The following is a 25,280-nucleotide window of genomic DNA, read 5'->3' on the forward strand; positions in this document are numbered from 1 at the left end:
GCAATTGATGTAATAACATTACATCCACATTCAAGATGGAGATTCCATGCAAAAGGCCGTTCGCACCCTCCTTCTATCCACCGCGCTCCTTGCCGCCGGCACGCTCGCCGCGCGGGCCGCGGCGCCCGATGTGGTGGTTTCGATCAAGCCGATCCATTCGCTCGTCGCCGCGATCATGCAGGGCGTCGGCGAACCCGGCCTCATCGTCGAGGGCGCCGCCTCGCCGCACACCTATTCGCTGAAGCCCTCCAATGCGGCAGCGTTGCAGGATGCGGATGTCGTCTTCTGGGTCGGCCATGGCCTGGAAGCCTTCCTGGAAAAGCCGCTGAAAACGCTGGGCAGCAAGGCGACCGTCGTCGAGCTGGAAGACGCGCCGGGCCTCGAAAAGCTGCCTTTCCGCGAGGGCGGCCCCTTCGAGGCGCATACGCATGAAGGCGAGGACGGCCACGACCACGCCCATGAGGGCCACTCGCACGACGCGGACGGCCATGACCATGCCAAGGAGGCCGAGGGCCACGATCATGGCGAGGAAGCCGGCCATGAGGACCACGAGCACGGCGAATTCGACATGCATCTCTGGCTGAGCCCGGACAATGCCCGCGCCATCGCCGCCGAGGCCGCCAAGGTGCTTGCCGAGAAGGACCCGGCCAATGCGGAAACCTACAGGAAGAACCTCGCCGGCCTGAACGACAGGCTCGATGCGCTCGACAAGGAGATCGCCGAGACGGTCGCCCCGGTGAAGGACAAGCCCTTCATCGTCTTCCACGACGCCTATCAGTATTTCGAGCACCATTACGGCGTTTTGACCGCCGGCTCCATCACCGTCAGCCCGGAAACCCTGCCCGGCGCCGAGCGCCTGACGCAGATCCGCGACAAGGTGAAGACCCTCGGCGCGACCTGCGTCTTCGCCGAACCGCAGTTCGAGCCGAAGCTGGTCAACGTGGTGATCGAGGGCACGCCGGCGAAATCCGGCACCCTCGACCCCGAAGCCGCCACGCTCGACCCCGGTCCGGACCTCTACTTCACCCTGATGAAGGGCATCGCCACATCGCTGCGCGATTGCCTTGGACAGGGCGGCTGAGGCGCGTCAGTCGCGCTCGGCGGAGCTGGCCCAGAGATTGATGTCGGCCTCCCGGGCATAGACATCGATCTCGGCCAGTTCCTCGGCCGTGAAGTCGGCCTTTTCCAGCGCCTTGACGCAATCGACGATCTGCGCGGAGCGGCTGGCGCCGATCAGTGCCGAGGTGATGCGTCCGCCGCGCAGCACCCAGGCGAGCGCCATCTGCGCCAGCGTCTGGCCGCGCCGCTCGGCGATGGCGTTGAGCTTGCGGATATTGTCGATGATCTCGGGGCGGATGAAATCCTTCTTGAGGAAGTGGTTCAGCGCCGCGCGGCTGTCACCCGGAATGCCGCCGAGATATTTCGTGGTCAGCATGCCCTGCGCCAGCGGCGAGAACACGATGGAGCCGATGCCGAGGTCTTCGAGCGTATCGACGAGGCCGTCCTCCTCGATCCAGCGGTTGAGCATGGAATAGCTCGGCTGGTGGATGAGGCAGGGCGTGCCGAGGTCCTTGAGGATCGCCGCGGCCTCGCGGGTGCGCTGCGAATTGTAGGAGGAGATGCCGACATAAAGCGCGCGGCCGGAGCGCACGATATGGTCGAGCGCGCCGCAGGTCTCCTCCAGAGGCGTGTCCGGGTCGAAGCGGTGGGAATAGAAGATGTCGACATAGTCGAGGCCCATGCGCTTCAAGCTCTGGTCGCAGGAGGCGATGAGATACTTGCGGCTGCCCCATTCGCCATAGGGACCCGGCCACATGTCGTAGCCGGCCTTGGAGGAGACGATCAGCTCGTCGCGCAGGCCCTTGAAATCCGTGCGCAGGATCTCGCCGAAGGCGGTTTCCGCCGTGCCGGCCGGCGGGCCGTAATTGTTGGCGAGGTCGAAATGGGTGATGCCGAGGTCGAAGGCCGTGCGGCACATGTCGACCTTGCGCTCATGCGGCGTGTCGTCGCCGAAATTGTGCCAGAGGCCCAGCGAGATCGCCGGCAGCTTCAGGCCGGAGCGTCCCACGCGGTTGTAGGTCATCGTGTCGTAACGGTTTTCCGCCGGCTGCCAGGCCATGGTGTGTTCCTTCTCTATGTAGGCGGACTTCCATACCCCTCCCCAACCCCTCCCCACAAGGGGGAGGGACTTAACCCGTCGCCCCGCTTCAAACTCATCGACCGGTTCTGCCGGCAGCGACGTTCAAAGGAGACCGCATTGGGAGCGGCATCGTAAAGCCCCTCCCCCTTGTGGGGAGGGGTTGGGGAGGGGTTTTCACCGGTTACCGCAGCAACGCCCGCGCCTCCTCGATCCCCAGCGCCGCCGGCTGGGTGCAGGTGGTCACGATGTCGATCGCCCTGCCCTCCTCGGCCGAACGCAAGATGGCCGTAAGCACGTCGATCGTGTGCAGCGAGCGGTCGAGCGAGCAGCGATAGTCGCGGCCTGTCGTCACCGCCTCCATCATGTCGGCAAGGCCGATGCCGCGGTAATTGGCCTGCATGCCCCAATCGAACTGGTAGTTCTGCGCCGTCAGCGGATGGTCCCAGACCTCAACCTCCTTCGGCTCCTTGTCGTCGCCGGCGACCTCCACCGTGCCGCCGAAGAAGTTCGGATCCGGCACGAAGACGGCGCCGTCGGTGCCGTAGAGCTCCATGTTCTGGTGGCGATGCGCCCAGACATCCCAGCTCGCCATCAGCGCCACCTGCGCGCCGCTGACGAATTCGAGGATGGCATGGATGTTCGTCGCGACCGCCACCGGCACCTTTTCCCCGAGGCGCGGGCCGTTGGCGATCACCCGTTCCTCGCGCGCCCTGTTAGCGAGCGCCACGACGCGCTTCACCGGTCCGACGAGGTTGACGAGGTTGTTGACGTAATACGGCCCCATGTCGAGGATCGGCCCGCCGCCCGGCGCGAAGAAGAAGTCCGGATTCGGATGCCAGCTCTCCATGCCCGGCCCCAGCACATGCGCCGTGCCCGACATAATTTTTCCCAGCCTGCCGCTGTCGATGAGATGGCGCACGAACTGGTGCGCGCCGCCGAGATAGGTGTCCGGCGCCGAGCCGACCTTCAGGCCCTTGGCATCCGCGATACGGCGCAGGTCCTCGCCCTGTTCGAGCGTGAGCACGAAGGGCTTTTCCGAATAGACATGCTTGCCCGCCTCCAGCGCCTGTTTCGAGACCGGGTAATGGGCCTCCGGGATCGTCAGGTTCACGACGACATCCACATCGGGATTGGCGAGCAGCGCGCCGATCTCCTGCGCCGGCACGCCGAATTCCTCCGAACGCGCCTTGGATGCGGCGGGGTTGATATCGGCGCAGGCGACGAGCTTCAGGTTCCTGAAGGTCGGGATCAGCTTGAAGTAGGCGCCCGAGATATTGCCGCAGCCGATGATGCCGACTCCGTATTCCTTGCTCATGACGATGATCCTCAGAACGCCTTGATGGTCGCGATGGAGCGGGTGGCAAGCCGGGTGATGTCCTTCGGATTGTCATGCTCGACGATGAAATTCTTTACCGGCGAGCCGGCGAGCGCCCTGGCGAGATCGCCCCAAGGAACGGTGCCGTGGCCGACATCGGCCCAGCCGTCCTCGTCGGCATTCTCGCCCTTCGGCGCGATGTCCTTGACATGCACGGCGGTGATGCGGTCGCCGTATTTCGCAATCCACGCGAAGGGGTCGGCGCCACCGCGGATGATCCAGGCGATATCCGCCTCCCAGGCAAGGTCCGGCCCGCCTTCGAAGAGACGATCCAGCGGCACCGTACCGTCCGGCAGCGTGAAGAACTCGAAATCGTGGTTGTGCCAGCCGAAGGTAAGGCCCGCCGCACGGATCGGCGCGCCCGCCTTTTGCAGCCGCTCGCCGAGCGCATGCCAGCCAACGGCGTCCGTCGGGCGCTCCTCGGGCAGGAGATAGGGGCAATAGACCGCCTCGATGCCGAGCGTGCGGCAGATCGCGATCACACGCTCCGGCTCGGCCTCCAGCATGTCGAGGCTGAAATGGGCGGTCGGCATGGCAAGGCCGTTGGCGTCGAGATCGGCCCTCACCTGCTGGATGGCCGCATCGTCGAGCGCGGCGTAGAGCGCGCTGTAGCCCTCCACCTGCTTGTAGCCGGCATCGGCGAGGATGCGGAACACCTCGGCGAAGGGCTGGAAGTTGCGGGCGCTGTAGAGCTGGAAGCTGACTGTCTGCATGATTGTCTCCTCGGACTATTCGGTATTCGTCTGGCAGGAATGAAGGTCGAGCCAGCGGATTTGCGGAACCCCGCCGGTCTCGGCGGGCGTGAAGATGACGGTGCGGCGCTCGCCGGCCGTGAGATCGAAGGCATTGTCGGACCAGCGTCCGGCAATGTCCGCTTCAAGCATGACGTGCAGCGCAAGGCCGGTCGCGGAGGCGGTGACGGCGAAAGCGCCGTCGTCGCGCGATACGACATCGAGTGTCAGGCCGGAGGCTTCGAGATCGAGCGCCTTGTAGTTGACCGGGACGTGATGCCCCTCGCCTTTCATGCCGTTCGATGCCTCGAAGGACCAGAAGAGCAACGTGTCCTCCGGCAGGTCGGCCGAAAAGACGGAGAATAGCATTTCCGCCTTGTCCGGCCCGCAGACGCCTTCCGCGCTGCGATAGGGCCGGCGCTCGCCGGCAAGCGAGACGAGCCATGTTTCGAGCCGGATGGTGACAGTCTCCGCCGTGTCGTTGACGACGGAAAAGCCGATGGTCTCGCCGTCCTTCGAGGGGATGGCGGCGACCGCGACGGGCTGGAAGAAGCGGCGCACCATGTAGTGCATGGCCTTCCAGCTTCCGCCATAGTCGAGGCTCGACCAGGAGGCGACGGGCCAGGTGTCGTTGAGCTGCCAGTAGAGCGTGCCCATGCAATGGGGCTTCAGCGAGCGCCAGTATTCGACGGCCGTGCGGATGGCGAGGCCCTGCTGGATCTGGCTGAGATAGACGAAGCTCGCAAAATCCTTCGGGAAGCGGAAATAGCGAAACATGGTGCCGGCGATGCGCTCGTTGCCGCCGGCGTTCTTCTGGTGGCTCTCCATGACGGGGGACGCGATGTTCATGTCCTTGCGCTCGGCGAAGGTCTTCATCACGGGCATGGAGGTGTAGGACTGGAAGCCGAATTCCGAGCAGAAGCGCGGACGCACTGTGCGGTAATTGTCGAAGGACTTGTTCTCGTGCCAGACGGACCAGTAATGCATGTCGCCGGAACCGTCCGCATGCCAGGCGTCGCCGAAGTCGAGATAGCCGGAGGCCGGGCTGGAGGGCCACCAGATCGCGCCCGGCGCGGCCTTCTTCATCGCCACTTCGATGGTGCGGTTGAGGCGGTCGTAGGAGACGAGGTAGCGGTCACGGTTCTCGCGGCTGGCATCGAACCAGGTCAGCGCGCCGACCAGTTCGTTGTCGCCGCACCAGAGCACGATGGAGGGATGCGAGGCGAGCCGCCTCACCTGATAGTCCACTTCGGCGGCGACATTGTCGAGGAAATCGACGGTCGAGGGATAGAGGTTGCAGGCGAACATGAAGTCCTGCCAGACCATCAGGCCGAGCTCGTCGCAAAGGTCGTAGAACCAGTCCGGCTCATAGAAGCCGCCGCCCCAGACGCGCAGCATGTTCATGTTGGCGTCGGCGGCCGATTGCAGCAAGTCGCGCACGCCGGACGGCGTGATGCGGGACGGCAGGGCGTCGGCCGGAATCCAGTTCGCGCCGCGGCAGAAGATTTCGCGGCCGTTGACCTTGAGCGCGAAGCGGCTGCCGGCCTCGTCCCTGTCGGTGATCAGCTCCACCTGCCGGAGACCGACGCGCCGCACCACCGTCTCGGACGGCGTCTCGACCCGTACGGCATAGATCGCCTGCTCGCCATGCCCGGCCGGCCACCAGAGCGCCGGCCTCTCGATACGGAACATATGGGTAAGCTGCGTCTCGCCGGCATCGATGCCGATATCGAGCCGCACCCGCTCCTCGCCGAGCGCAAAATGCACCGGCAGGATGCCCGGCTCCCCGGCATGGAAGGTGGCGGTCACATAGAGGTCGACCGCGCCGTCCGCATGGTGGAACTGCCGGGTCGTGACATGCTCGATGCGGGCGACGTTCAGCTTGCGCAGCGTGATCTCGCCGTAGATGCCGAGCGGGGCGAGCGCGATGTTCCAGTCCCAGCCGAAATGGCATTGCGGCTTGCGCAGCATGTTGCCGTTGGGGATCGGCGAATTGCCCGTAGACCAGGGAATGAAGAAGGGTTGCTCCGCCTGCCGGATGGCGCCAGCGGTGACGCTGGAATGGATCAGCACCCTGACCGTGTTCTCGCCGGCCTTCAGCGCCTCGGTGACATCGGGCCGGTAGCGGCGGAAGCAATTGTCCGTGTCCTCGACCAGCACGCCGTTCACATAGACGGAGGCGACGGTGTCGATGCTGCCGATATCGAGATACCAGTCGCCCTCCAGCATCTCGGGCGCGAGGTCGAAGGTGCGCTCGATGGCCCAATCCTTCTCCGCCACCCATTGCACGTCCCGCTCGTTGCGGCCGGCATAGGGATCGGGGATGAGACCGGCGGCAAGCAGCGCGCTGTGCACGTCGCCGGGCACGCGCATCGGCGCGCTGTGGGCGGCGTCGGTGCTAGCGAGCCGCCAGGTGCCGGAGAGGTCGATGGTGTCGGTCGTCTGGGTCATGGCATTGTCTCTGAACTTGTGCGTGGGGCCTTGCCCCTCACCTTGCCCCTCTCCCCGCAAGCGGGGAGAGGGAATGGCGACGTTTCCGCAAGTCTCCTTCTCTCCGCCTGGGGGAGAAGGTGGCCGGCAGGCCGGATAAGGGGCAGCGTCCTCTAGATCCTCTCCTCCGTCCCCGCATCGAACAGCGAGGCCAGCTCCATGTCGAAGGACAGCCTCACCGCCGTGCCCGGCGCAAAGCGCCGCGCCCCGCCGACGCGGACGGAGAGCGTATGGCCGGCATGTTTCAGCCAGAGCAGGTTGTCCGCCCCCATCGGCTCCTCGATATCGACGGTCGCCTGATGGGTATCGACGCCGGGCACGTCCTCGTTGACCTTCACATGCTCCGGCCTGACGCCGAGCACGACCTTGCGGCCCGGCTGGAGCACCTCGCCGGTCGCGTAGCCATCCAGCGAGAAGTCCACGCCGTTGGTGGCGAAGACCGGCTTGCCGCCCCTTTCCACGATCTCCCCGCGCAAAAAATTCATCGAGGGCGAGCCGATGAAGCCGGCGACGAACATGTTCCGCGGCGCGTTGTAGATCGTGTTCGGATCGGCGAGCTGCTGGATGACGCCGCTCTTCATGATGGCGATGCGGTCGGCTAGCGTCAGCGCCTCGATCTGGTCATGGGTGACATAGATCATCGTGTTTTTCAGCGACTGGTGCAGCCGCTTGATCTCCACACGCAATTCCGAGCGCAGCTTGGCATCGAGATTGGAGAGCGGCTCGTCGAACAGGAAGACATCGACGTCACGCACCAGCGCCCGGCCGATCGCCACGCGCTGGCGCTGGCCGCCTGACAGAGCCGAGGGCTTGCGTTTCAGGAGCGGGCCGATCTGCAGGATTTCGGCGGCGCGGGCGACGCGCTTGTCGATCTCGGCCTTCGGCATGCGGGCGACCTGAAGGCCGAAGGAAAGGTTCTTCTCCACCGTCATCTGCGGATAGAGCGCATAGGACTGGAAGACCATGCCGATGCCGCGGTCCTTCGGCTCCTCCCAGGTGACATTTTTGTCCTTGATGAAGATCTGCCCGCCGGTCGGCTCCAGCAGGCCGGCGATGCAGTTGAGCAGCGTGGACTTGCCGCAGCCGGACGAGCCGAGAAGGACGAGGAACTCACCCTCCCCGATATCGAGGTTGAGGTCCTGCAAAACGTTGACCGCGCCGAAGGAGAGCGAGAGGTCCCTGATGGAAACGGAATGCTGCATGGCTTAACCCTTGACTGCGCCGGCGGCGATGCCGCGGACGAAGAGCCGTCCCGACACGAAATAGACGATGAGCGGGACCGCGCCGGTGAGCAGCGTCGCGGCCATGTTGACGTTGTATTCCTTCACGCCCTGAACGGAGTTGACGATGTTGTTGAGCTGCACGGTCATCGGATAGGTATCCGGCCGGGTGAAGACGACGCCGAACAGGAAGTCGTTCCAGATGCCGGTGATCTGAAGGATCATCGCGACGACGAAGATCGGCAGCGACATGGGCAGCATGATGCGGAAATAGATCTGCCAGAACCCCGCCCCGTCGATGCGCGCCGCCTTGAACAGTTCCTCCGGCAGGGACGAGAAGTAGTTGCGGAAGAGCAGCGTCAGGATCGGCATGCCGAAGATCGTGTGCACGATGACGAGGCCGGTGAGCGTGCCGTAGATGCCCATTTCCCGGAGCACGATGACGATCGGATAGATCATCACCTGATAGGGGATGAAGGCGCCGAGGATGAGGATCGTGAAGAAGATATCCGCGCCCTTGAACTTCCAGTTGGCGAGCGCATAGCCGTTCACCGAGGCGACGAGGATCGAGATCAGCGTCGAGGGCACGGTGATGCGCACGGAGTTCCAGAAGCCGCGCGAAAGGCCGTCGCAGTTGAGACCCGTACAGGCGCTGGCCCAGGCTTTCGACCAGGGTTCCAGCGTGATCTCCATCGGCGGCGAGAAGATATTGCCGAGACGGATTTCCGGCATGCCCTTCATCGACGTGACGATCATCACGTAGAGCGGCAGAAGATAGTAGAGCGCCGCGACGAGAAGCGTGCCGTAGAGCATGATGTTGCGGCCGGAGAGCGCGCGGCGGGGTTTTGCGCCCCACGGCTCGGCGGCAGCCTTGAGAGAAGCGGTGTCAGCCACGCTTGCGCCCTCCGAATTCGAGATAGGCCCACGGCACGATGATGATGGCGACCGTGACGAGCATCATGGTGGAGGCGGCGAAACCCTGGCCGAGATTCTGGGCCTGGAACATGTAGTCGTAGACATATTTCGCCGGCACTTCGGACGCGATGCCCGGCCCGCCGCTGGTCTGCGCCACCACGAGGTCGTAGACCTTGACGATGCCGCTCGCGATGATGACGAGCGTGGTGATGAAGACGGGGCGCATCATGGGGATGACGATGAAGAGATAGGTCCGCCACATCGGGATGCCGTCGACGCGCGCGGCCTTCCAGATGTCCTCGTCGATGCCGCGCAGGCCCGCGAGCAGCAGGCACATGACGAGACCCGTGCCCTGCCACAGCCCGGCGATCAGCACGCCGTAGATGACGATCTTGGAATTATACAGCGGATCGAAGGTAAAGCTCTCCCAGCCGAGCGCGCGCACGACGGACTGCACGCCGTATTCCGGGTTGAGGAGCCATTGCCAGACGAGGCCGGTGACGATGAAGGAGAGCGCGAAGGGATAGAGGAAGATCGTGCGGAACGTGTTCTCGAAGCGGATCTTCTGGTCCATCAGCGCCGCCAGCACGAAGCCCATGACGAGGCTGAAGATCAGCGTCAGGACGCCGTAGATGGCGAGGTTCTGGATCGAGACGATCCAGCGCGGCGCATCCCACAGCCGCTCGTACTGGTCGAGGCCGACGAACTTGGCGCGCGGGAGCAGCTTGGAATTGGTGAACGAATAGACGACCGTCCAGATCGTGCCGCCGAGAAAGATCACGACGGCGGTCAGCACCATCGGAATGGAGGCGATCTTGGCGCTGAGATTGCGCAGCAGTCTGCTGGGGCGACCGGTGTGTGCCTGGCCCGTCATGGGTCACTCCTCCTTGGTCTTCGATCGGCGGTGAACGGCTGGCGGCAAAACCGCCAGCCGGGGTCACGCGGGCCCGATCACTCCGCCGAAGCGATGATCTCGGCAAAACGCTTCTGGGCGTCTTCCGGCGTCATCGAGGGATTGGCGAAGAATTCGGAGAAGAGGTCTTCCTTCTGCTTCTGGCTGTCGGCGGAAAGAAGCTGGTCGGTCCAGTCGACGACATTGCCCTTGGCGAGAATGTCGAGGCCCTTCTTCATGCAGTCGTTGGCGGCGGCAAGATCCACGTCGCCGCGCACCGGCAGCGAGCCCTTCTTGAGGTTGAAGGCGACCTGCGCGCCGGGGCTGACGAGCGTGGAGGCGAGAACCTCCTGCGCCTTCGACTTCTCCTCGTCCTTCAGGACCGGGAAGTAGAAGGCATCGCCCCCGGTGGCGATGACGTCGGTCACGCCGAGGCCCGGAAGGCAGGTATAGTCCTTGCCGGCGGTCTGGCCGGCGAGCGCGAACTCGCCCTGCGCCCAGTCACCCATGATCTGCCCGCCGGCCTTGCCGGTGATGACCATGTTGGTGGCCTGGTTCCAGTCCTGAACATTGGTGCCCTTGGACATGCGCCGCGCATCGTCCGCCGCCTTGAAGACCTTGGCGATCTCGGGGCCGGCCGCGACGTCCGCATCCTTGTCCTTGAACACCTTGTAGAACGTGTCCTTGCCGCCGACGGCGAGCAGCAGCACATCGAAGGCGCCGGACGCCTGCCAGGCCTGCCCGCCGACGGCGAGCGGCACGATGCCGGCCTTTTCCAGCGCCGGGGCGGCCGCGACGAACTCGTCCCAGTTCTTCGGCACGGCGACGCCCGCCTTCTCGAAGGCGGCGTTGGAAAGCCAGAGCCACTGCCAGGAGTGGATGTTCACCGGCGCGCAATAGATCTTGCCGTCGATGGTGCAGCTGTCGAGCAGGCTCGCCGGGCGGATGACCTCCTTCCAGTTCTCGCGCGTGGCGACATCCGTCAGGTCGCGCATCAGGCCGGCCTCGACCAGCTCCTCGGCCTGGCGGCCGTGATTGAACTGCGTCGCGGCCATCGGGTCGCCGCCGGTGATGCGGCTGACCATGATCGGACGCGCCGTGCCGCCGGAACCGGCGATGGCGCCGTCGATCCATTTGTTGCCTGTGGCGTCGAATGCCTTTGCCAGTTCGGCGACCGCCGCGGCCTCCCCGCCGGACGTCCACCAATGGGTCACTTCCAGATCGGTCGCATTGGCTGCGGCGAACGGCAGGACCACGGTCGCTGCCAGGACAGCAGCCATATGGCGAATTTTCATGAGTCTCCTCCCTCACTGAAACGTTGCAGTAAAAAGGTAGACCAATCGATTTGAACACGCAACCGGCCCGGGCGGCGTTTGTACGTTTTCCGTTGTACGGCGGCCGTTTGCGCCTCGATGTGAACAGGTGAGTACAAAGACGAGAGAGAAATATTACGCTGTTTTCGTTATATTTTTTCAGGAAATAGCAATGTTTTCCACACCCGCAATTCGCAACTGCATGAATTATCGCTTTGCGGTGCAATATCGCGCGAGCAGGACGAAAACATCGAACCTGCGGAAATTTCGTCTCGACAAAGCACCTGTATCGTTTCAGATTTACGGATGCTTCCGGCAGGGAGTGGCGGGCGGAAGCAAAATCTGTATAACCGGCCGCTAATGCGAAGAGGTGGACAGGCGGGGATGGACAGAATGAAAAGCGGGGGCCGGGCGGCATCGACGCCCCCCTCCAGCGAGCGGCCGACGCTGAAGACCATCGCCTTCATGACGGGCCTCGGCATCACCACCGTTTCGCGGGCGCTGAAGGATGCGCCCGACATCAGCAGCGAGACGAAGGAGCGCGTGCGCCTCGTCGCCCGGCAGATCGGCTACCAGCCGAACCGGGCGGGCGTGCGCCTTCGCACCGGCAAGACCAATGTCATCAGCCTGATCCTCAGCCTGGAAGAGGAGATCATGGGCCTGACGAGCCCCATGGTCGTCGGCATCTCGGAAGTGCTCGCCGCAACGCAGTACCATCTCGTGGTGACGCCCTACCGCACGCAGGGCAATGCGCTCGATCCGGTGCGCTACGTGCTGGAAACGGGCGCGGCCGACGGCGTGATCATCTCGCGCACCGAGCCGAAGGACCCGCGCGTCGCGCTGATGATGGAGCGCAACTTCCCCTTCGTCACGCATGGCCGCACCGAGATGGGCCTTGCCCATCCCTATCACGACTTCGACAACGAGCGCTTCGCCTACGAGGCCGTGCGCAAGCTGGTCGAGCTCGGCCGCAAGCGCCTGGTCCTGCTCCAGCCGCCGCCCTACCTCACCTTCTACCTGCACATGCGGGCGGGCTTCGAGAAGGGCATCCGCGACTTCGGCGCGACGGCCCTGCCCTTCAACACCGTCAACCTCGACAACAATCTTCGCGAGATCCGCAGCGCCGCCGAGGCGCTGTTCGACACCACCGACGGGCCTGACGGCATCGTCTCCGGCAGCGGCTCGGGCGCGGTGGCGCTGATCGCGGCGCTCGAGGCCAGGGGCCGCAGGCTCGGGCAGGACATCGACATGGTCTCCAAGGAGCCGCACATGTTCCTGCAATGGCTGCGGCCGGAGGTCGTCACCATGCGCGAGGACATCCGCCTCGCCGGCCGCGAACTCGCCAGGGCCGTCATCGCCCGCATCGAAGGACGTCCGCCGGAGGAGTTGCAGACGCTGAGCTATCCGATCCCGACGGGAGAGGTGTAGCGGGTCGGCCCCGCGCAGAGTTTTTAACGCGGACTGCCCCTCACCTGCCTGCCGGCATCCTCTCCCCGCAAGCGGGGCGAGGAAGGCAGGAGGCACTGTTTTCCTCCCATCGATCGCAAGGAGAAAGGAAACCGGCGCGGCATATCTCCTTCTCCCCGCTTGCGGGGAGAAGGTCCCGGCAGGGGGATGAGGGGCAACCCTCCGCCCAAACAAAACGGCCCGGTCTTGCAACCGGGCCATTCCATTTCAGACTTCCACCAGCTCTCAGCCGTTCAGCCCCGAGCCCCACGGGCCATGGTGGCTGTCCGCACCGTCCACGCGGTCGAAGCCGTGCGCGCCGAAGAAGTCGCGCTGCGCCTGGATGACGTTGGCCGTCCCGCGGCCGCGGCGGTAGCTGTCGAAATAGCCGAGAGCCGAGGCGAGCGCCGGGACCGGCAGGCCGTGCAGGGCGGCGGCGGAGACGACGCGGCGCAGCGCCCCGTCGGTTTCCTTCACCATGTCGGCGAAGGCCGGGGTGACGATGAGGTTGGCGGCATCCGGCGTCTTGGTGAAGGCGCTGGTGATCGCGTCGAGGAACTGCGAGCGGATGATGCAGCCGGCGCGCCAGATTTTCGCGATCGTCGGCATCGGCAGGTTCCAGCCGTATTCCTTCGAGGCGGCGGACATCACGGCGAAGCCCTGCGCATAGGCCCCGATCTTACCGGCGAGCAGCGCGCTTTCGAGGTCCTTGAGGAAGGCGGCCCTGTCGGCGACCTTGAGTTCGGGAACGGCCGGCAGGCCGAGGATCTTCTCGGCGGCCTCGCGCTCGGTCTTGAAGGAGGAGATCGAACGGGCGGCGACGGCGGCCTCGATGCCGGTGGCCGGCACGCCCATGTTCTGCGCCTCGATGGCGGACCACTTGCCGGTGCCCTTCTGGCCGGCCTTGTCGAGGATCATGTCGACCATCGCGTTGCCGCTGATCGGATCCCTGGCGGCCAGCACCGTCGCGGTGATCTCGATGAGATAGGATTCGAGGCGCCCCTTGTTCCATTCGCCGAAGACGGCGCTGATCTCGGAGGCGCTCATCTTCAGGCCGTCGCGCAGGATGCCGTAGATCTCGGCGATCATCTGCATGTCGGCATATTCGATGCCGTTGTGGATGGTCTTGACGAAGTGGCCGGCGCCGTTCTCGCCGAGCCAGGCCACGCAAGGATCGCCGTTGTACTTGGCGGCAATCGAGGTCAGCACCTTCTCGACGCGCTTCCACGAATCTTCCGTGCCGCCGACCATGATGGAGGGGCCGTGGCGTGCGCCCTCCTCGCCGCCGGAGACGCCCATGCCGATGAAGGTGAGGCCCGAATCCTTCAGCGCGTCGAAGCGGCGCATCGTGTCGCGGAAGTTCGCGTTGCCGGCATCGATCATGATGTCGTTCTTTTCCAGATGCGGGCGCAGCAGTTCCATCTGCTGGTCGACCGCGGCACCGGCCTGGATCATGATGATGATCGGGCGCGGCGGGCGGATGGCGGCGACAAATTCTTCAATCGTCTCGCAGGGCACGATGCGGTCCTTGAGGTCGCCCGCCTCCTCGTAGAATTCCTTCGTGCGCGTCGCCGTGCGGTTGAAGACCGCGATCGTGTTGCCCTTTTCGGCAATGTTGAGCGCAAGGTTCGACCCCATGACGCCGAGACCGATAAGACCGATTTCCGCCTGTGCCACGATAATACCTCCGTAGAATGGCGCGGCGGGGATTGTTTCGGGCTCATGCCGGAAACGCCGCGCAAGAAGAGACTGAGGAGCTTAGCTCCAGCGGAGGTGTTTTGGCATTCAAATCGATTTACGACAAGCAATTGTTTGTTCGAACAGCGTTTTTAGAACCGCTCGAAATCACGTCCCCGGCTTGTCGTCGCCGTCGTCGAGCACGCGCCAGGCGGCGCCCTCGACATCGTCGTACTGGCCGCTCTTGAGCGACCAGAGAAAGGCCCCGAGGCCGAGCGCGCCGAGGAAGAGCGCGATGGGGATGAGGAAGATCAGCGTGTTCATGCGGCTCGCACCATGGTCTTGACCGGGCGCGCCTCGTCCGCGGCGCGGGCCGCGAAGGCCGGCATCCTGCCGCGCAGGCGAAGCGAGTTCACAACCACGATGATCGAGGAAGTGGACATGGCTATGGCGGCGATGAGCGGCGTGGCATGGCCGAGGATCGCGATGGGCACGGCGATGACGTTATAGCCGATGGCGAGCGCGAAGTTCTGCCGGATGAGCCGGCCGGCGCGCCGCGCGGTCTCATAGGCGAAGGGCACGGCTTCGAGGCTCTCGTGCAGGAAGACGAAATCCGCCGCCTGCCGGCCGACATCGGCCGCCGTCGCGGGCGCGATGGAGACATGCGCGGCGGCGAGCGCCGGCGCGTCGTTGATGCCGTCGCCGACCATCAGCACGCGATGCCCGGCTGCCGCCCGCTCGGCCACCGACTCCGTCTTCTCGCGCGGCGAGAGCGCGGCACGCCAGCGGCCGATGCCGAGAAGGCCGGCGATGCGCGAGACGGCGGGGGCGCGGTCGCCCGAAAGAATCGCCATTTCGATGCCGTCCTGCCGGAGGGCGGCGATGGCCTCGCTCGCGCCGGCCCGCAGCGCATCCTCGAAGCGGAAGGTTTCGAGCACCTTGCCGTCGCAGGAGAGCACGACCTCCGAAAGACCGTGCGCCTCCTCGCTCGCGGCCGCCCGGCCGCAGGCGAAGGCGCGGTTGCCGAGGCGCAGCACGCCCTGCCCCGTCACGGCTTCGAGCCCGCCGCCGGCAACCTCCGTCACCGCGTCGATCACCGGCGCGGGGCCGGCATTGGCGCCGGCCAGTGCCATCGACAGCGGATGGCGCGAATGGGCGGCGAGCGCGGCGGCAAGGGCAAGATGCGCGCGGTTCAGCTTGTCCCGGTCGACGAGGCGCGGCTTGCCGAGCGTCAGCGTGCCGGTCTTGTCGAAGACGGCGGTGTCGATCTCGGCGAGGCGCTCCATGGCCGAGCCGTCCTTCACCATCACCCCGCCGGCAAAGAGCCGTCCGGCCGCGACCACCTGCACCACCGGCACGGCAAGGCCGAGCGCGCAGGGGCAGGTGATGATCAGCACCGCGATGGCGACGAGCATGGCATGCTTCCAGTCGCCGTCGAGAAAGCCCCAGCCGAGGAAGGAGACGAGCGCCAGCAGATGCACGGCGGGCGAATAGATCTGCGCGGCCCGGTCGGCGATGCGGCGATAGCGGGCCCTGCCGCCTTCGGCGGCCTCCATGAGGCCGATGACCTCGGAAAGGAAGGAGTTGCGCGCGGTGGCGACGGCCTCGACGGTGAGCGAGCCGGTGAGGTTCATCGCCCCGGCTTCCAGCTGCGTGCCGGGCGCGGCGGCGAGCGGATCGCTCTCGCCGTTGACGATGGAGCGGTCGATATCGCTCACGCCCGAAAGCACGCGGCAATCGACCGGGATGCGCTCGCCGGCCGCGATGGAGAGATGTTCGCCGACGGCGATCTCCTCGACCGGGCGATAGTCGCGCGAGCCGTCCGGCCTCACGACCATGGCCCCGCGCGGCGAAAGGCGGGCAAGGCCGGTGATGGCCGAGCGGGCGCGGTCGCGCATCACATGGTCGAGCGTGCGGCCGATGAGCAGGAAGAAGAGAAGGCTGACGGTCGCGTCGAACCAGGCATGCTCGGCGCTGTGCAGCGTCTCCCAGAGCGAAACGGCATAGGAGAGCGTGATGGCGAGCGCGATGGGCACGTCCATGTTGGTGCGGCCGTGGCGCACGGCGTTCCAGGCGGACTGGTAGAAGAAGCGGCCGGAATAGATCAGCGTCGGCCCGGCGATGAAGGCAGAGATCCAGTGGAAGAGGTCGCGCGTCGCGTCTTCCGCGCCCGACCAGACGGAGACCGACAGCAGCATGATGTTCGTCGCGGCAAAGCCCGCGACGGCGACGGCGCGGATGAGCTGGTTGCGCAGCCGGTCGTCGCCCTCGGCGGCGAGCGAGAAGAGATGCGTGTCGTAGCCCGTGGCGCGGATGGCGGCGGCAATCGCCTGCGGATCGGTGCGGCGGCCCTCGACCTCCTCCTTCCAGACGACCGAGACGCGGCGCGTGGAGAGGTTGACGCGTGCCCGCGCGACTTCCGGCAGGGCGTTCAGAGCGCCCTCGACGGTGGTGATGCAGGTGCCGCAATGCACGCCCGGCACGCTGAGGTCGCTCTGGCGCAGCCCCTCGCCCACCGTGCGACTGGCAAGCATCAGCTCCTCCGAGGACGGCAGCGCGTGGCTGGCGCGCTCGGCCTCCATCGCGCCTTCCGTGCCGGGTGCGCAGCAGCTCATTTCGCGCCTCCCGCGACCACGGTGCGGACAGTCTGGTGGAACACCTTCCTGCCGTCCTTCCTCGTGGCGATATCGACGACCCACTGGCCGGAGGCGATGTCGCGCTCGGCCGTGAAGAGCCCCTGCCCGTCCGGCTGGAGCGCGAGGGTGAAGTCGTCGCGTTCGTCCACCGGGCGCTTGAAGACGGCGGAGACGTCGTCGGCGACGAGCGGCGCGCCCTTGGCGTCCACCACCCGATAGGCGACGCGGCCCGCCTCGATGGTCAGGCTGCCCTCGATGCCGCTGGCGGCGAGCGCCTTGGCCTCGGCGACCTTGCCGTTGAACTGCTGGCTGGCGACATAGGTGTTGGGCACGACGAGGCCGCTCCAGCTATGCGAGGCGTTCCACGCCATGATGAGGTTCACGGTGATGATCGTTCCGAAGAACAGCACCATGACGCCCAGCATATGCCAGCCGGTGAAGACGAAGCCCTGTTCCTTGCGTTCTGCGGCCATCACTTTGCTCCCGGCGTGTTGAATTTGGCGGAATAGACGTCGCGCTCGTGACCCTGCCGGTCCTCGGCGATAATCTGGAAGCCTTCGGCGGCTTCCGCAAGCCGATCCTTGGGCAGGGTGACGAAAACACGCAGCGCCGTCACCTTGTCGGGGTCGGCCGGCACGTCGACGCTGCGGCCGTCCGCGCTGTCATGGCCCGCTATCTTCATCGTCGCGCCCGGCATGCCCTCGATGGAGACGGTGATGACGCGCGGCTCGGGAATCATGTTGAGCAGCTTCACAGCATAGCCGTTGCGGATCGAGCCGTCCGATTCGACGACGAATTGCGGGTTGCGGTCGTGGATGACGTTGAGGTCGAGCCGGTCGCGCGACAGCAGCGCGAAGACGAGCGCAAGGCCGGCCAGCGACCAGATGCCGAAATAGAGCAGCGTGCGCGGGCGGAAGATGATGCGCCAGTCGAAGTGCCTGATCGCATCGATGAAGCGGCCGTCGGCATCGCGCACGCGCTTCGGGTCGACGGGAACCGTGCCGCCGGCGGTCGCCAGCGCCATGTTGGCCGAATAGTCCGAAAGAGTGGCATAGGCGATGAGGCCGCGCTCCTTGCCGAGCTTGTCCATCACGTTGTCGCAGGCATCGATGCAGAGCGCGCAGGTGATGCATTCGAGCTGCTGGCCATCGCGGATGTCGATGCCCATGGGACAGACGACGACGCAGGCATTGCAATCGACGCAGTCGCCGACGCTCTCGCCGGCGGCGATCGCCTTCTTGGCGTGGCGGGTGCGCGGCTCGCCGCGCCAGTCGTTATAGGTGACGACGAGCGAGCTCTCGTCGAGCATCGCCGCCTGGATGCGCGGCCAGGGACACATATAGGTGCAGACCTGCTCGCGCATCAGCCCGCCGAAGACATAGGTCGTGGCCGTCAGGATGGCGACGGTGATATAGGCGACGGGCGGCGCCTGCAGCGTCACGAACTCGACGAGCAGGGTCGGCGCATCCGCGAAATAGAAGATCCAAGCGCCGCCGGTCGCCACCGCGATCACCAGCCAGGTGACGTGCTTGCTGACGCGCTTCCAGATCTTGTCGAGCGTCCAGGGGCCGGCATCGAGCTTCATGCGCGCGTTGCGGTCGCCCTCGATGGCGCGCTCCACGACGAGGAAGAGATCGACCCAGACGGTCTGCGGACAGGCATAGCCGCACCAGGCGCGCCCGACCGCCGAGGTGACGAGGAAGAGCCCAAAGCCCGCCATGACGAGCAGGCCCGCCACGAAGAAGAATTCCTGCGGCCAGATCTCGATGAAGAAGAAGTAGAACCGGCGGCCGGCAAGATCGACCAGCACGGCCTGGTCCGGCGCGTGCGGGCCGCGATCCCAGCGGATCCACGGCGTCAGGTAGTAGATGCCGAGCGTGATCAGCATCACCAGCCACTTGAACTGGCGAAAGCGGCCTTCCGCGCGCTTGGGGAAGATCTTCTTGCGCTTCTCGTAAAGCGGCTTGCGCACCTTCGCCGAATTGACGGGCTCCGCGTCGTGACGCTCGACGGACGTGTAGATCGTGGTGGAAGTCTGTTGCATGGGATGGGCCGCACCTGTCGTTGTGCCGGCACAATGACGCCAACAGGGGCCGCTATCGTTGATCTACGTCAAGTTTTGCGCATCGCATGGCGTGGCGGGTTGCCGCACAAGCCGATGCGCGGCAAGCGTGGGACCCAATTGCGCGGCAGCATGTTCACTTTTTGTTCGACATTTTCCCGCTACCTGCCTATGATTGAAGAAGAGGAGACAGCCATGATCACCCTTCCCGCCCGCATCGTCCACCGGACGATTCGTCGTAACTGGCGCGCAGTCTACGATTTCGCGTCGAGGCCGGAAAACATGCAGTTCTGGGCTTCCGGTCTCGCCGCGGGCCTGACGCCCGACGGCGACGACTGGATTGCCGAAGGCGGCCCCGTCGGCAATGTGCGCGTGCGCTTCGCCCCGCCGAACGAATTCGGCGTCATCGACCATACGGTGACGCTGCCGGATGGCCTGCGGGTCGAGAATGCCCTGCGCGTCGTGCCGAATGGCGACGGCGCGGAGGTGATGTTCACCCTGCTGCGACAGGCGGGTATGGACGATGCGGCCTTCGCGGCGGATGCGGCGCACATCGCCCGCGATCTCGACGCGCTGGCGCGATTGATGGAAAACGAGGAGAGGCCGCGATGAGCAGCAAGGGCGCCGATCGCAGGATCGACTATATCGAATTCAACGTTTCGGACATCGCGAGGAGCAAGGCCTTCTACGGCGGCGCCTTCGGCTGGACCTTCACCGATTACGGCCCGGACTATTGCGAATTCCAGGACGGTCGCCTCACCGGCGGCTTCACGACGACGGCGCCCGTGGCGGCTGGCGACGGGCCGCTCGTCATCCTCTTCGCCGACGATCTGGAGGACGCCCTCGCACGCATCGAGACGGCCGGCGGGAAGATCGTCCGGCCGATCTTCGCCTTTCCCGGCGGCCGCCGTTTCCACTTCGCCGACCCCGACGGCTACGAGCTGGCGGTCTGGTCGGACCGATAAAAACCTGCCGTAACGTCAATATGATCGCGGAGTGACTTTTATCGAATGAATTCAGGCTTTTTCAATCATAGGCTCCTAGAGCATTTCCAGCAAAAGCGCGAAGCGGTTTTGCGTTCGGAAATGCGGCGAACAAAGGGTTAGAGCGTTTTCGCGATTCGGCAAAAAGCGGAAATGCCCTAGTGAGTGCTGCGATTGAAACGGACGGGCTCGTTCGATGTACAGGATCCTCGGCAAGACATTGACGGTGGCGGCGCTCTCGGTGCTGGCCTCGCTCATGATCAGCTTCGCCTTCGTGCCCATGCTAGGCGGCAAGGTCGCCGGCGCGGGCCTCGTCATGACCATCGCCTGCCCGATCGCCATCTCCATACCGGCCTCCATGCTGCACTTCTGGCAGGCGGAAAGGCTGCGCACGGCCAACACGGCCCTCGCCCAGGCGCGCGACGCGCTGGCGGCGGCCTATGATCGCCTGCAGGACCAGGCGCGGCGCGATGCGCTCACCGGCGTCCTCAACCGTGCGGCCTTCATGGCCGGGCTGGACGAGCGCAACCGGGCCGGCGTGCATGGCGGCCTGCTCTTCCTCGACGTCGATCATTTCAAGTCGGTCAACGACCGCTTCGGCCATGCGGCCGGCGACGACGCGCTCGCCTGTGTCGGCGCGGTGCTTTCGGGCCTTTCCGGCGACGGCGATCTGGTCGGGCGCCTCGGCGGTGAGGAGTTCGCCGTCTTCCTGCACGAGGCCGCGCCGGAGCACATGCTCGATCACTCACAGACGATCCGCGAGGCGGTTGCGGCAATCGACCTGCGCGCGCCCTCGGGCGTCCGCATCGCCCTCGGCATCAGCATCGGCGCCTTCCACTGCGCGCCCCACTTCGACCCCACCGAAGCCCTCGCCGCCGCGGACCGGAACCTCTACCGCGCGAAATCGGCGGGCCGGAACACGGTCGTGGCCTGACGGGTAGCCCTTGAGGCCACCGACATCGTTGGTCGTGCCGGTTGGCGGCAGTCGACCCGTTGCGGGTGCGACGTGGTTCCCCGCTTTAAGCCCGACCATGACGAAGAGGAGGAAAAGTCACCCGCCGATCAGGCGGCGCGACATAGGAAGTCGCTGCTTTCAGCGTCAAAAACTTCCTACTTGCGTCATCCTCGGGCTCGACCCGATCCACGCCACCCGGCACCTGCCCCGCCGATCCTGAACACCCCCTCACTCCACAAACAGAAAGGCCGCGGTCTCCCGCGGCCTTCCGTCCTGCATGTTGCGGCGTCTACTCGCCGCCGCCGAGCGAATGCACGAAGATGGCGAGCTGCTTGACGGCCGGCTCGCCGAGGCGGGGGAGCCAGGCGGGCATGACGCCGTGCTTGGGCGAACGGACCTGCGCGGCGATGGCAGCTTCGCCCTCGCCCTTCAGCCAGATGGCGTCGGCAAGGTCGGGGGCGCCCATCTCGCGGTTGCCCTTGGCGTCCTCGCCATGGCAGGAAGCGCAATTGTCGGCGAAGACCTGCTTGCCGGGCTCGACCAGGCTCGCATCCGACGGCGTTCCCGTCAGGCTGACGACATAGGCGGCGACTTCCTTGATCTGCGCCGGCTCGAGGATCTCGCCGAAGGCCGGCATTTCCGAGACGCGGGTCTCATCGTCGCCGGGATGGCGGATGCCGTGAGCGATGGTCTGGTAGATCTCCTCCACCGTGCCGCCCCAGATCCAGTCGTCGTCGTTGAGGTTCGGGAAGCCCGCGCCGCCGGCCGCGCCCGAGCCGTGGCACTGGGCACAGTTGACCTTGAAGGCCGAGGCGCCGCCCGAGATCGCGAACTGCGAGAGCTGCGGATCGGCCAGGATCTCCTCCAGCGACGACTTGGCGATGCGGTCGACATTGACGGCCTGCGCTTCCTTGGCGCTGGCAAGCTCGGCGGCGATGTTGGCGCGGCTCGACCAGCCGAGCATGCCCCGCGTCGCATCCGAGATCATCGGCCAGGCCGGGAAGGCGATGGTGTAGCCGATGGCCCACAGGATCGTCAGGTAGAACGTCCAGACCCACCAGCGCGGCATCGGATTGTTCAGTTCCCTGATGCCGTCCCATTCGTGGCCGGTGGTTTCGACGCCCGAGATTTCGTCGATATGCTTCTCGGCCATGATCAGTCCTCCTTGAGGGGGATTTCAGCGGCCCGTTCGGCAGCCTTGCGGCCGCCGGGGCGAAGGGTGAAGGCGAGGACGGCCACGAAGAACAGCGTCATGGCGAGCAGGCCCCAGCTATCGGCGAAGTGGCGCATGGCGGTATAGGTTTCCATGAGACGTCCTCCTCAACGGTAGCCGCTGGCATCGTCGTAGGTGGAGAAGTCCACCAGCGTGCCGAGCATCTGGAGATAGGCGACGAGCGCGTCCATTTCGGTGAGCCGCGCCGGATCGCCGTCGAAATCGCCGATCTTGGCCTTCGGGTAGCGGGCGAGAAGGCCCGCCGTGTCGGCGTTCGGATCGGCCTGCGCCTTCATGTCCGCCTCGGCGTTCTCGACCATCTCGTCGCTGTAGGGCACGCCGACGTCGCGGTTGGCCGTCAGGTGCATGGCGACGTTCTTCACCTCGAGGTTCGTTTCCTTGAGGAAGGAATAGCTCGGCATCACCGATTCCGGCACGACCGAGCGCGGCTCGATCAGGTGCTGGACGTGCCACTCGTTCGAGTAGCGGTCGCCGACGCGGGCAAGATCCGGCCCCGTACGCTTCGAGCCCCACTGGAACGGATGATCGTACATCGATTCCGCCGCCAGCGAGTAATGCCCGTAGCGCTCCACCTCGTCGCGGAACGGCCGGATCATCTGGCTGTGACAGACGTAGCAGCCTTCGCGGACGTAGATGTCGCGGCCGGCGAGCTCCAGCGGCGAGTAGGGCCGCATGCCCTCCACCTTCTCGATGGTGTTTTCCAGGTAGAACAGCGGGGCGATCTCGACGATGCCGCCGACGGTGACCACGAGGAGCGAGCCGACGAGGAGAAGCGTCGCGTTGCGTTCGAGGATGGCGTGTTTATCAAGAATGGACATTCTGTCCCCTCCTATTCGGCCGGCTGCAGGGCGGGCGCGGCGCCCGGGATCGGGGCCTCGTCACGCTGGTAGCCGAGGATTGTCATGGTCACGTTGTAGGCCATGATGATCGCCCCCAGGAGGAACAGCCCGCCGCCGACGGCGCGCAGCACGTAGTAGGGGAACATGGCGGCGACGGTTTCGGCGAACGAGTAGACCAGGAAGCCCTGATCGTCGTATTCGCGCCACATCAAGCCCTGCTGGATGCCGGCGACCCACATGACCGCCGCGTAGACGACGATGCCGAGGGTTGCGAGCCAGAAGTGCCAGTTGACCATACGGATCGAATAGAGCCGCTCGCGCTTCCACAGCTTCGGGACGAGGAAGTAGATCGCACCGAAGGTGATGAGGCCGTTCCAGCCGAGCGCGCCCGAATGCACGTGGCCGATGGTCCAGTCCGTATAGTGGCTGAGCGAGTTGACCGACTTGATCGACATCATCGGGCCTTCGAAGGTCGCCATGCCGTAGAAGGCGACGGCCATGACCATCATGCGCACGATCGGGTCGGTGCGGATCTTGTCCCAGGCGCCCGAAAGCGTCATCAGGCCGTTGATCATGCCGCCCCACGAGGGCATCCAGAGCATGACCGAGAAGACCATGCCGAGCGTCTGCGCCCAGTCCGGCAGCGCCGTATAGTGCAGGTGGTGCGGGCCGGCCCAGATATACATGAAGATCAGGGCCCAGAAGTGGATGATCGACAGGCGGTAGGAATAGACCGGACGGTTCACCTGCTTCGGGATGAAGTAGTACATCATGCCGAGGAAGCCGGCCGTCAGGAAGAAGCCCACGGCGTTGTGGCCGTACCACCACTGCGTCAGCGCATCCTGCACGCCCGAGAAGGCGGAATAGCTCTTCGAGCCGAGGAACGAGACCGGGATCGCCAGGTTGTTGACGATGTGCAGCATGGCGATCGTCACGATGAACGACAGGAAGAACCAGTTCGCCACATAGATGTGCGGTTCCTTGCGCGTCATGATCGTGCCGAGGAAGGCGATCAGATAGGCGACCCAGACGATGGTCAGCCAGAGGTCGACATACCATTCCGGCTCGGCATATTCGCGGCCCTGCGTGACGCCGAGCAGGTAGCCCGTGGCCGCCATGACGATGAAGAGCTGGTAGCCCCAGAATACGAACCAGCCGAGATTGCCGCCGAAGAGGCGGGCCCGCGAGGTGCGCTGCACGACGTAGAAGGACGTCGCGATCAGCGCATTGCCGCCGAAGGCGAAGATCACGGCCGAGGTGTGTAGCGGACGCGTGCGGCCGAAATTCAGCCAGGGCTCGATGTTGAGGTCGGGGAAGGCAAGCTGCAGCGCCACGAAGACGCCGACGAGGAAGCCGACGACGCCCCAGAACACCGTCGCGATGACGCCGTACTTGATAACCTCGTCGAAATAACCGCCGTCATCCTGCGAGGATGGCGCGGGACCGGCAGGCGCGAAGGACACGCGCCGCACCATGACGAGCGTGCTGGCGAGCAGCACGAAGAAGAGGACCCACATATGGGCCTCGAAGAGCTTGTCCTGGGCGAAGGCCACGCCGAGCAGCGCAAGGAAGGCGCCAACGGCCAGGACTATTGTTTCCGTTATGTATTTCATCGTTGGCATCCCCCAACCGGTCAAAGTACCGCAACGCCCGGTTCCCGCACGGAATCGGCCATTGCGCTCCATGGAGCCATCGCAGATGCGCGAGCCCGTATCCTTGACTTGGATCAAGGCGCGGATCGGAAGGTGGCGGCATCAAGGGACAGGTTGACGCAGCCGCGCGTCGAAAACACCGCGGCCCTCCCCTCAACGAGGAAGCACGACATGACGGATTACGCTGGCATCGCCCGGTTGCTCTCGGATCGCCCGACGGACACCGCTTCACTGGACTGGCTGAAAAAGGCCCATGACGCCCAGCTGGCGCTTTGTAGCGCACTGGAAGAAATCGCCGACAGCCTGCCGGCCAACATCAACCGGCAGAAATGCATCTACGCGGCCAAGTCCCTGATCCCGCTGATCAACGGCATCCACCGCTATGAAGAGGAAGCCCTGTTCCCCATGCTGGAAACGCAGGCATCGGGCGGCGGGGAAATGGCCGGGACGATCGCCCGGCTGAAATTCGAGCATGTCGAGGACGAGTGCTTCGCGGAAGAGCTGACCGACACGCTGACGCGCCTTGGCAGCGGCGACGGCAGCGTGAACGCGGAAGCCGCCGGCTACATGCTGCGCGGCTTCTTCGAATCGATCCGGCGCCATATCGCCTTCGAACAGCGGTTCATGCTGCCCGAAGCGGGCCTCGCGTCCTAGAGTATTTCCGCTTTTTCTCGAATCGCGAAAACACTCTAGCTCTTTATTTTAACGCAATTCCGGACG

23 protein-coding genes are annotated in these 25,280 nt (G+C 65.2%); 6 read left to right on the forward strand and 17 right to left on the reverse strand.

Annotation, left to right across the window (positions count from 1 at the left end; genetic code table 11):
- The first annotated feature begins 46 nt into the window (after positions 1-46).
- Positions 47-1,081, forward strand: a complete 1,035-nt coding sequence (gene znuA, locus ACZ1A1_RS07360) for a zinc ABC transporter substrate-binding protein ZnuA (RefSeq protein ID WP_463619357.1) — start codon at positions 47-49, stop codon at positions 1,079-1,081.
- 6 nt (positions 1,082-1,087) lie between these two features.
- On the opposite strand, the gene mgrA is transcribed toward znuA, so the two are convergent.
- The 8 genes from mgrA to ACZ1A1_RS07400 form a co-directional block, all read right to left on the reverse strand.
- Positions 1,088-2,119, reverse strand: a complete 1,032-nt coding sequence (gene mgrA, locus ACZ1A1_RS07365) for an L-glyceraldehyde 3-phosphate reductase (protein ID WP_463619358.1) — start codon at positions 2,117-2,119, stop codon at positions 1,088-1,090.
- A gap of 202 nt (positions 2,120-2,321) precedes the next feature.
- Complete coding sequence (locus ACZ1A1_RS07370; RefSeq protein WP_463619359.1) at positions 2,322-3,455, reverse strand: Gfo/Idh/MocA family protein; 1,134 nt, start codon at positions 3,453-3,455, stop codon at positions 2,322-2,324.
- An 11-nt stretch (positions 3,456-3,466) separates the two neighbouring features.
- On the reverse strand, positions 3,467-4,228 hold the full coding sequence (locus ACZ1A1_RS07375) for a sugar phosphate isomerase/epimerase family protein (RefSeq protein ID WP_463619361.1): 762 nt from the start codon (positions 4,226-4,228) through the stop codon (positions 3,467-3,469).
- 15 nt (positions 4,229-4,243) lie between these two features.
- The gene (locus tag ACZ1A1_RS07380; protein ID WP_463619362.1) at positions 4,244-6,697 is read right to left on the reverse strand and encodes a beta-mannosidase; all 2,454 of its coding nucleotides are present in this window, start codon (positions 6,695-6,697) and stop codon (positions 4,244-4,246) included.
- Positions 6,698-6,849: 152 nt separating this feature from the next.
- A complete protein-coding gene (locus ACZ1A1_RS07385) occupies positions 6,850-7,938 on the reverse strand; it encodes an ABC transporter ATP-binding protein (protein ID WP_463619363.1) in 1,089 nt (362 codons plus the stop codon).
- A gap of 3 nt (positions 7,939-7,941) precedes the next feature.
- Positions 7,942-8,850, reverse strand: a complete 909-nt coding sequence (locus tag ACZ1A1_RS07390) for a carbohydrate ABC transporter permease (RefSeq protein WP_313192912.1) — start codon at positions 8,848-8,850, stop codon at positions 7,942-7,944.
- On the reverse strand, positions 8,843-9,745 hold the full coding sequence (locus ACZ1A1_RS07395) for a carbohydrate ABC transporter permease (protein ID WP_463619364.1): 903 nt from the start codon (positions 9,743-9,745) through the stop codon (positions 8,843-8,845). Before ACZ1A1_RS07395 ends, ACZ1A1_RS07390 begins: the two co-directional genes overlap by 8 nt.
- A 77-nt stretch (positions 9,746-9,822) precedes the next feature.
- Positions 9,823-11,058 (reverse strand): ABC transporter substrate-binding protein, encoded by a 1,236-nt coding sequence (locus ACZ1A1_RS07400; protein ID WP_463619365.1) that lies wholly within the window; start codon positions 11,056-11,058, stop codon positions 9,823-9,825.
- A gap of 411 nt (positions 11,059-11,469) precedes the next feature.
- On the opposite strand from ACZ1A1_RS07400, the gene ACZ1A1_RS07405 reads away from it, so the two are divergent.
- Positions 11,470-12,504, forward strand: a complete 1,035-nt coding sequence (locus tag ACZ1A1_RS07405) for a LacI family transcriptional regulator (protein ID WP_463619366.1) — start codon at positions 11,470-11,472, stop codon at positions 12,502-12,504.
- A gap of 264 nt (positions 12,505-12,768) precedes the next feature.
- Here the strand turns inward: ACZ1A1_RS07405 and gndA are convergent, their stop codons facing one another.
- The 5 genes from gndA to ccoG form a co-directional block, all read right to left on the reverse strand.
- Positions 12,769-14,199: an NADP-dependent phosphogluconate dehydrogenase gene (gene gndA / locus ACZ1A1_RS07410; protein ID WP_463619367.1), complete on the reverse strand. Its 1,431-nt coding sequence runs from the start codon at positions 14,197-14,199 to the stop codon at positions 12,769-12,771.
- Positions 14,200-14,367: 168 nt separating this feature from the next.
- Positions 14,368-14,523, reverse strand: coding sequence for a cbb3-type cytochrome oxidase assembly protein CcoS (gene ccoS / locus ACZ1A1_RS07415; protein WP_313192907.1), 156 nt, complete (start codon positions 14,521-14,523; stop codon positions 14,368-14,370).
- A complete protein-coding gene (locus tag ACZ1A1_RS07420) occupies positions 14,520-16,814 on the reverse strand; it encodes a cation-translocating P-type ATPase (protein ID WP_463619368.1) in 2,295 nt (764 codons plus the stop codon). Before ACZ1A1_RS07420 ends, ccoS begins: the two co-directional genes overlap by 4 nt.
- Entirely contained in the window at positions 16,811-17,311 is a 501-nt protein-coding gene (locus ACZ1A1_RS07425) for a FixH family protein (RefSeq protein WP_409529982.1), read from the reverse strand. The genes ACZ1A1_RS07420 and ACZ1A1_RS07425 overlap by 4 nt, the downstream gene beginning before the upstream one ends.
- On the reverse strand, positions 17,308-18,879 hold the full coding sequence (ccoG, locus tag ACZ1A1_RS07430; RefSeq protein WP_463619369.1) for a cytochrome c oxidase accessory protein CcoG: 1,572 nt from the start codon (positions 18,877-18,879) through the stop codon (positions 17,308-17,310). Before ccoG ends, ACZ1A1_RS07425 begins: the two co-directional genes overlap by 4 nt.
- A 213-nt stretch (positions 18,880-19,092) precedes the next feature.
- On the opposite strand from ccoG, the gene ACZ1A1_RS07435 reads away from it, so the two are divergent.
- From ACZ1A1_RS07435 to ACZ1A1_RS07445, 3 genes are all read left to right on the forward strand, one after another.
- The gene (locus tag ACZ1A1_RS07435) at positions 19,093-19,509 is read left to right on the forward strand and encodes an SRPBCC family protein (protein WP_463619370.1); all 417 of its coding nucleotides are present in this window, start codon (positions 19,093-19,095) and stop codon (positions 19,507-19,509) included.
- On the forward strand, positions 19,506-19,862 hold the full coding sequence (locus ACZ1A1_RS07440; RefSeq protein ID WP_463619371.1) for a VOC family protein: 357 nt from the start codon (positions 19,506-19,508) through the stop codon (positions 19,860-19,862). The genes ACZ1A1_RS07435 and ACZ1A1_RS07440 overlap by 4 nt, the downstream gene beginning before the upstream one ends.
- Before the next feature lie 214 nt (positions 19,863-20,076).
- The gene (locus tag ACZ1A1_RS07445; protein ID WP_463619372.1) at positions 20,077-20,814 is read left to right on the forward strand and encodes a GGDEF domain-containing protein; all 738 of its coding nucleotides are present in this window, start codon (positions 20,077-20,079) and stop codon (positions 20,812-20,814) included.
- Between the two features lie 310 nt (positions 20,815-21,124).
- On the opposite strand, the gene ccoP is transcribed toward ACZ1A1_RS07445, so the two are convergent.
- The 4 genes from ccoP to ccoN are packed head-to-tail and all read right to left on the reverse strand — an operon-like array spanning position 21,125 to position 24,521.
- Positions 21,125-21,988 (reverse strand): cytochrome-c oxidase, cbb3-type subunit III, encoded by an 864-nt coding sequence (gene ccoP / locus ACZ1A1_RS07450; RefSeq protein ID WP_463619373.1) that lies wholly within the window; start codon positions 21,986-21,988, stop codon positions 21,125-21,127.
- A gap of 2 nt (positions 21,989-21,990) precedes the next feature.
- Positions 21,991-22,143, reverse strand: a complete 153-nt coding sequence (locus ACZ1A1_RS07455; protein ID WP_119256127.1) for a cbb3-type cytochrome c oxidase subunit 3 — start codon at positions 22,141-22,143, stop codon at positions 21,991-21,993.
- 12 nt (positions 22,144-22,155) lie between these two features.
- Entirely contained in the window at positions 22,156-22,887 is a 732-nt protein-coding gene (gene ccoO / locus ACZ1A1_RS07460) for a cytochrome-c oxidase, cbb3-type subunit II (RefSeq protein WP_313192899.1), read from the reverse strand.
- Positions 22,888-22,898: 11 nt separating this feature from the next.
- Positions 22,899-24,521: a cytochrome-c oxidase, cbb3-type subunit I gene (gene ccoN / locus ACZ1A1_RS07465; RefSeq protein WP_313192898.1), complete on the reverse strand. Its 1,623-nt coding sequence runs from the start codon at positions 24,519-24,521 to the stop codon at positions 22,899-22,901.
- A gap of 210 nt (positions 24,522-24,731) precedes the next feature.
- Here ccoN and ACZ1A1_RS07470 point away from each other — a divergent pair, with 210 nt between their 5' ends.
- Entirely contained in the window at positions 24,732-25,214 is a 483-nt protein-coding gene (locus ACZ1A1_RS07470; protein WP_415213164.1) for a hemerythrin domain-containing protein, read from the forward strand.
- Positions 25,215-25,280: the final 66 nt, after the last annotated feature.

The sequence above is a fragment of the Shinella sp. R2-11 genome (assembly GCF_055330205.1).

Coding starts and splice junctions, on each gene's coding strand:
- znuA (WP_463619357.1), top strand. CDS start 47: ATGCAAAAGGCCGTTCGCACCCTCCTTCTATCCACCGCGCTCCTTGCC.
- mgrA (WP_463619358.1), bottom strand. CDS start 2,119: ATGGCCTGGCAGCCGGCGGAAAACCGTTACGACACGATGACCTACAAC.
- ACZ1A1_RS07370 (WP_463619359.1), bottom strand. CDS start 3,455: ATGAGCAAGGAATACGGAGTCGGCATCATCGGCTGCGGCAATATCTCG.
- ACZ1A1_RS07375 (WP_463619361.1), bottom strand. CDS start 4,228: ATGCAGACAGTCAGCTTCCAGCTCTACAGCGCCCGCAACTTCCAGCCC.
- ACZ1A1_RS07380 (WP_463619362.1), bottom strand. CDS start 6,697: ATGACCCAGACGACCGACACCATCGACCTCTCCGGCACCTGGCGGCTC.
- ACZ1A1_RS07385 (WP_463619363.1), bottom strand. CDS start 7,938: ATGCAGCATTCCGTTTCCATCAGGGACCTCTCGCTCTCCTTCGGCGCG.
- ACZ1A1_RS07395 (WP_463619364.1), bottom strand. CDS start 9,745: ATGACGGGCCAGGCACACACCGGTCGCCCCAGCAGACTGCTGCGCAAT.
- ACZ1A1_RS07400 (WP_463619365.1), bottom strand. CDS start 11,058: ATGAAAATTCGCCATATGGCTGCTGTCCTGGCAGCGACCGTGGTCCTG.
- ACZ1A1_RS07405 (WP_463619366.1), top strand. CDS start 11,470: ATGAAAAGCGGGGGCCGGGCGGCATCGACGCCCCCCTCCAGCGAGCGG.
- ccoS (WP_313192907.1), bottom strand. CDS start 14,523: ATGAACACGCTGATCTTCCTCATCCCCATCGCGCTCTTCCTCGGCGCG.
- ACZ1A1_RS07420 (WP_463619368.1), bottom strand. CDS start 16,814: ATGAGCTGCTGCGCACCCGGCACGGAAGGCGCGATGGAGGCCGAGCGC.
- ccoG (WP_463619369.1), bottom strand. CDS start 18,879: ATGCAACAGACTTCCACCACGATCTACACGTCCGTCGAGCGTCACGAC.
- ACZ1A1_RS07435 (WP_463619370.1), top strand. CDS start 19,093: ATGATCACCCTTCCCGCCCGCATCGTCCACCGGACGATTCGTCGTAAC.
- ACZ1A1_RS07440 (WP_463619371.1), top strand. CDS start 19,506: ATGAGCAGCAAGGGCGCCGATCGCAGGATCGACTATATCGAATTCAAC.
- ACZ1A1_RS07445 (WP_463619372.1), top strand. CDS start 20,077: ATGTACAGGATCCTCGGCAAGACATTGACGGTGGCGGCGCTCTCGGTG.
- ccoP (WP_463619373.1), bottom strand. CDS start 21,988: ATGGCCGAGAAGCATATCGACGAAATCTCGGGCGTCGAAACCACCGGC.
- ACZ1A1_RS07455 (WP_119256127.1), bottom strand. CDS start 22,143: ATGGAAACCTATACCGCCATGCGCCACTTCGCCGATAGCTGGGGCCTG.
- ccoO (WP_313192899.1), bottom strand. CDS start 22,887: ATGTCCATTCTTGATAAACACGCCATCCTCGAACGCAACGCGACGCTT.
- ccoN (WP_313192898.1), bottom strand. CDS start 24,521: ATGAAATACATAACGGAAACAATAGTCCTGGCCGTTGGCGCCTTCCTT.
- ACZ1A1_RS07470 (WP_415213164.1), top strand. CDS start 24,732: ATGACGGATTACGCTGGCATCGCCCGGTTGCTCTCGGATCGCCCGACG.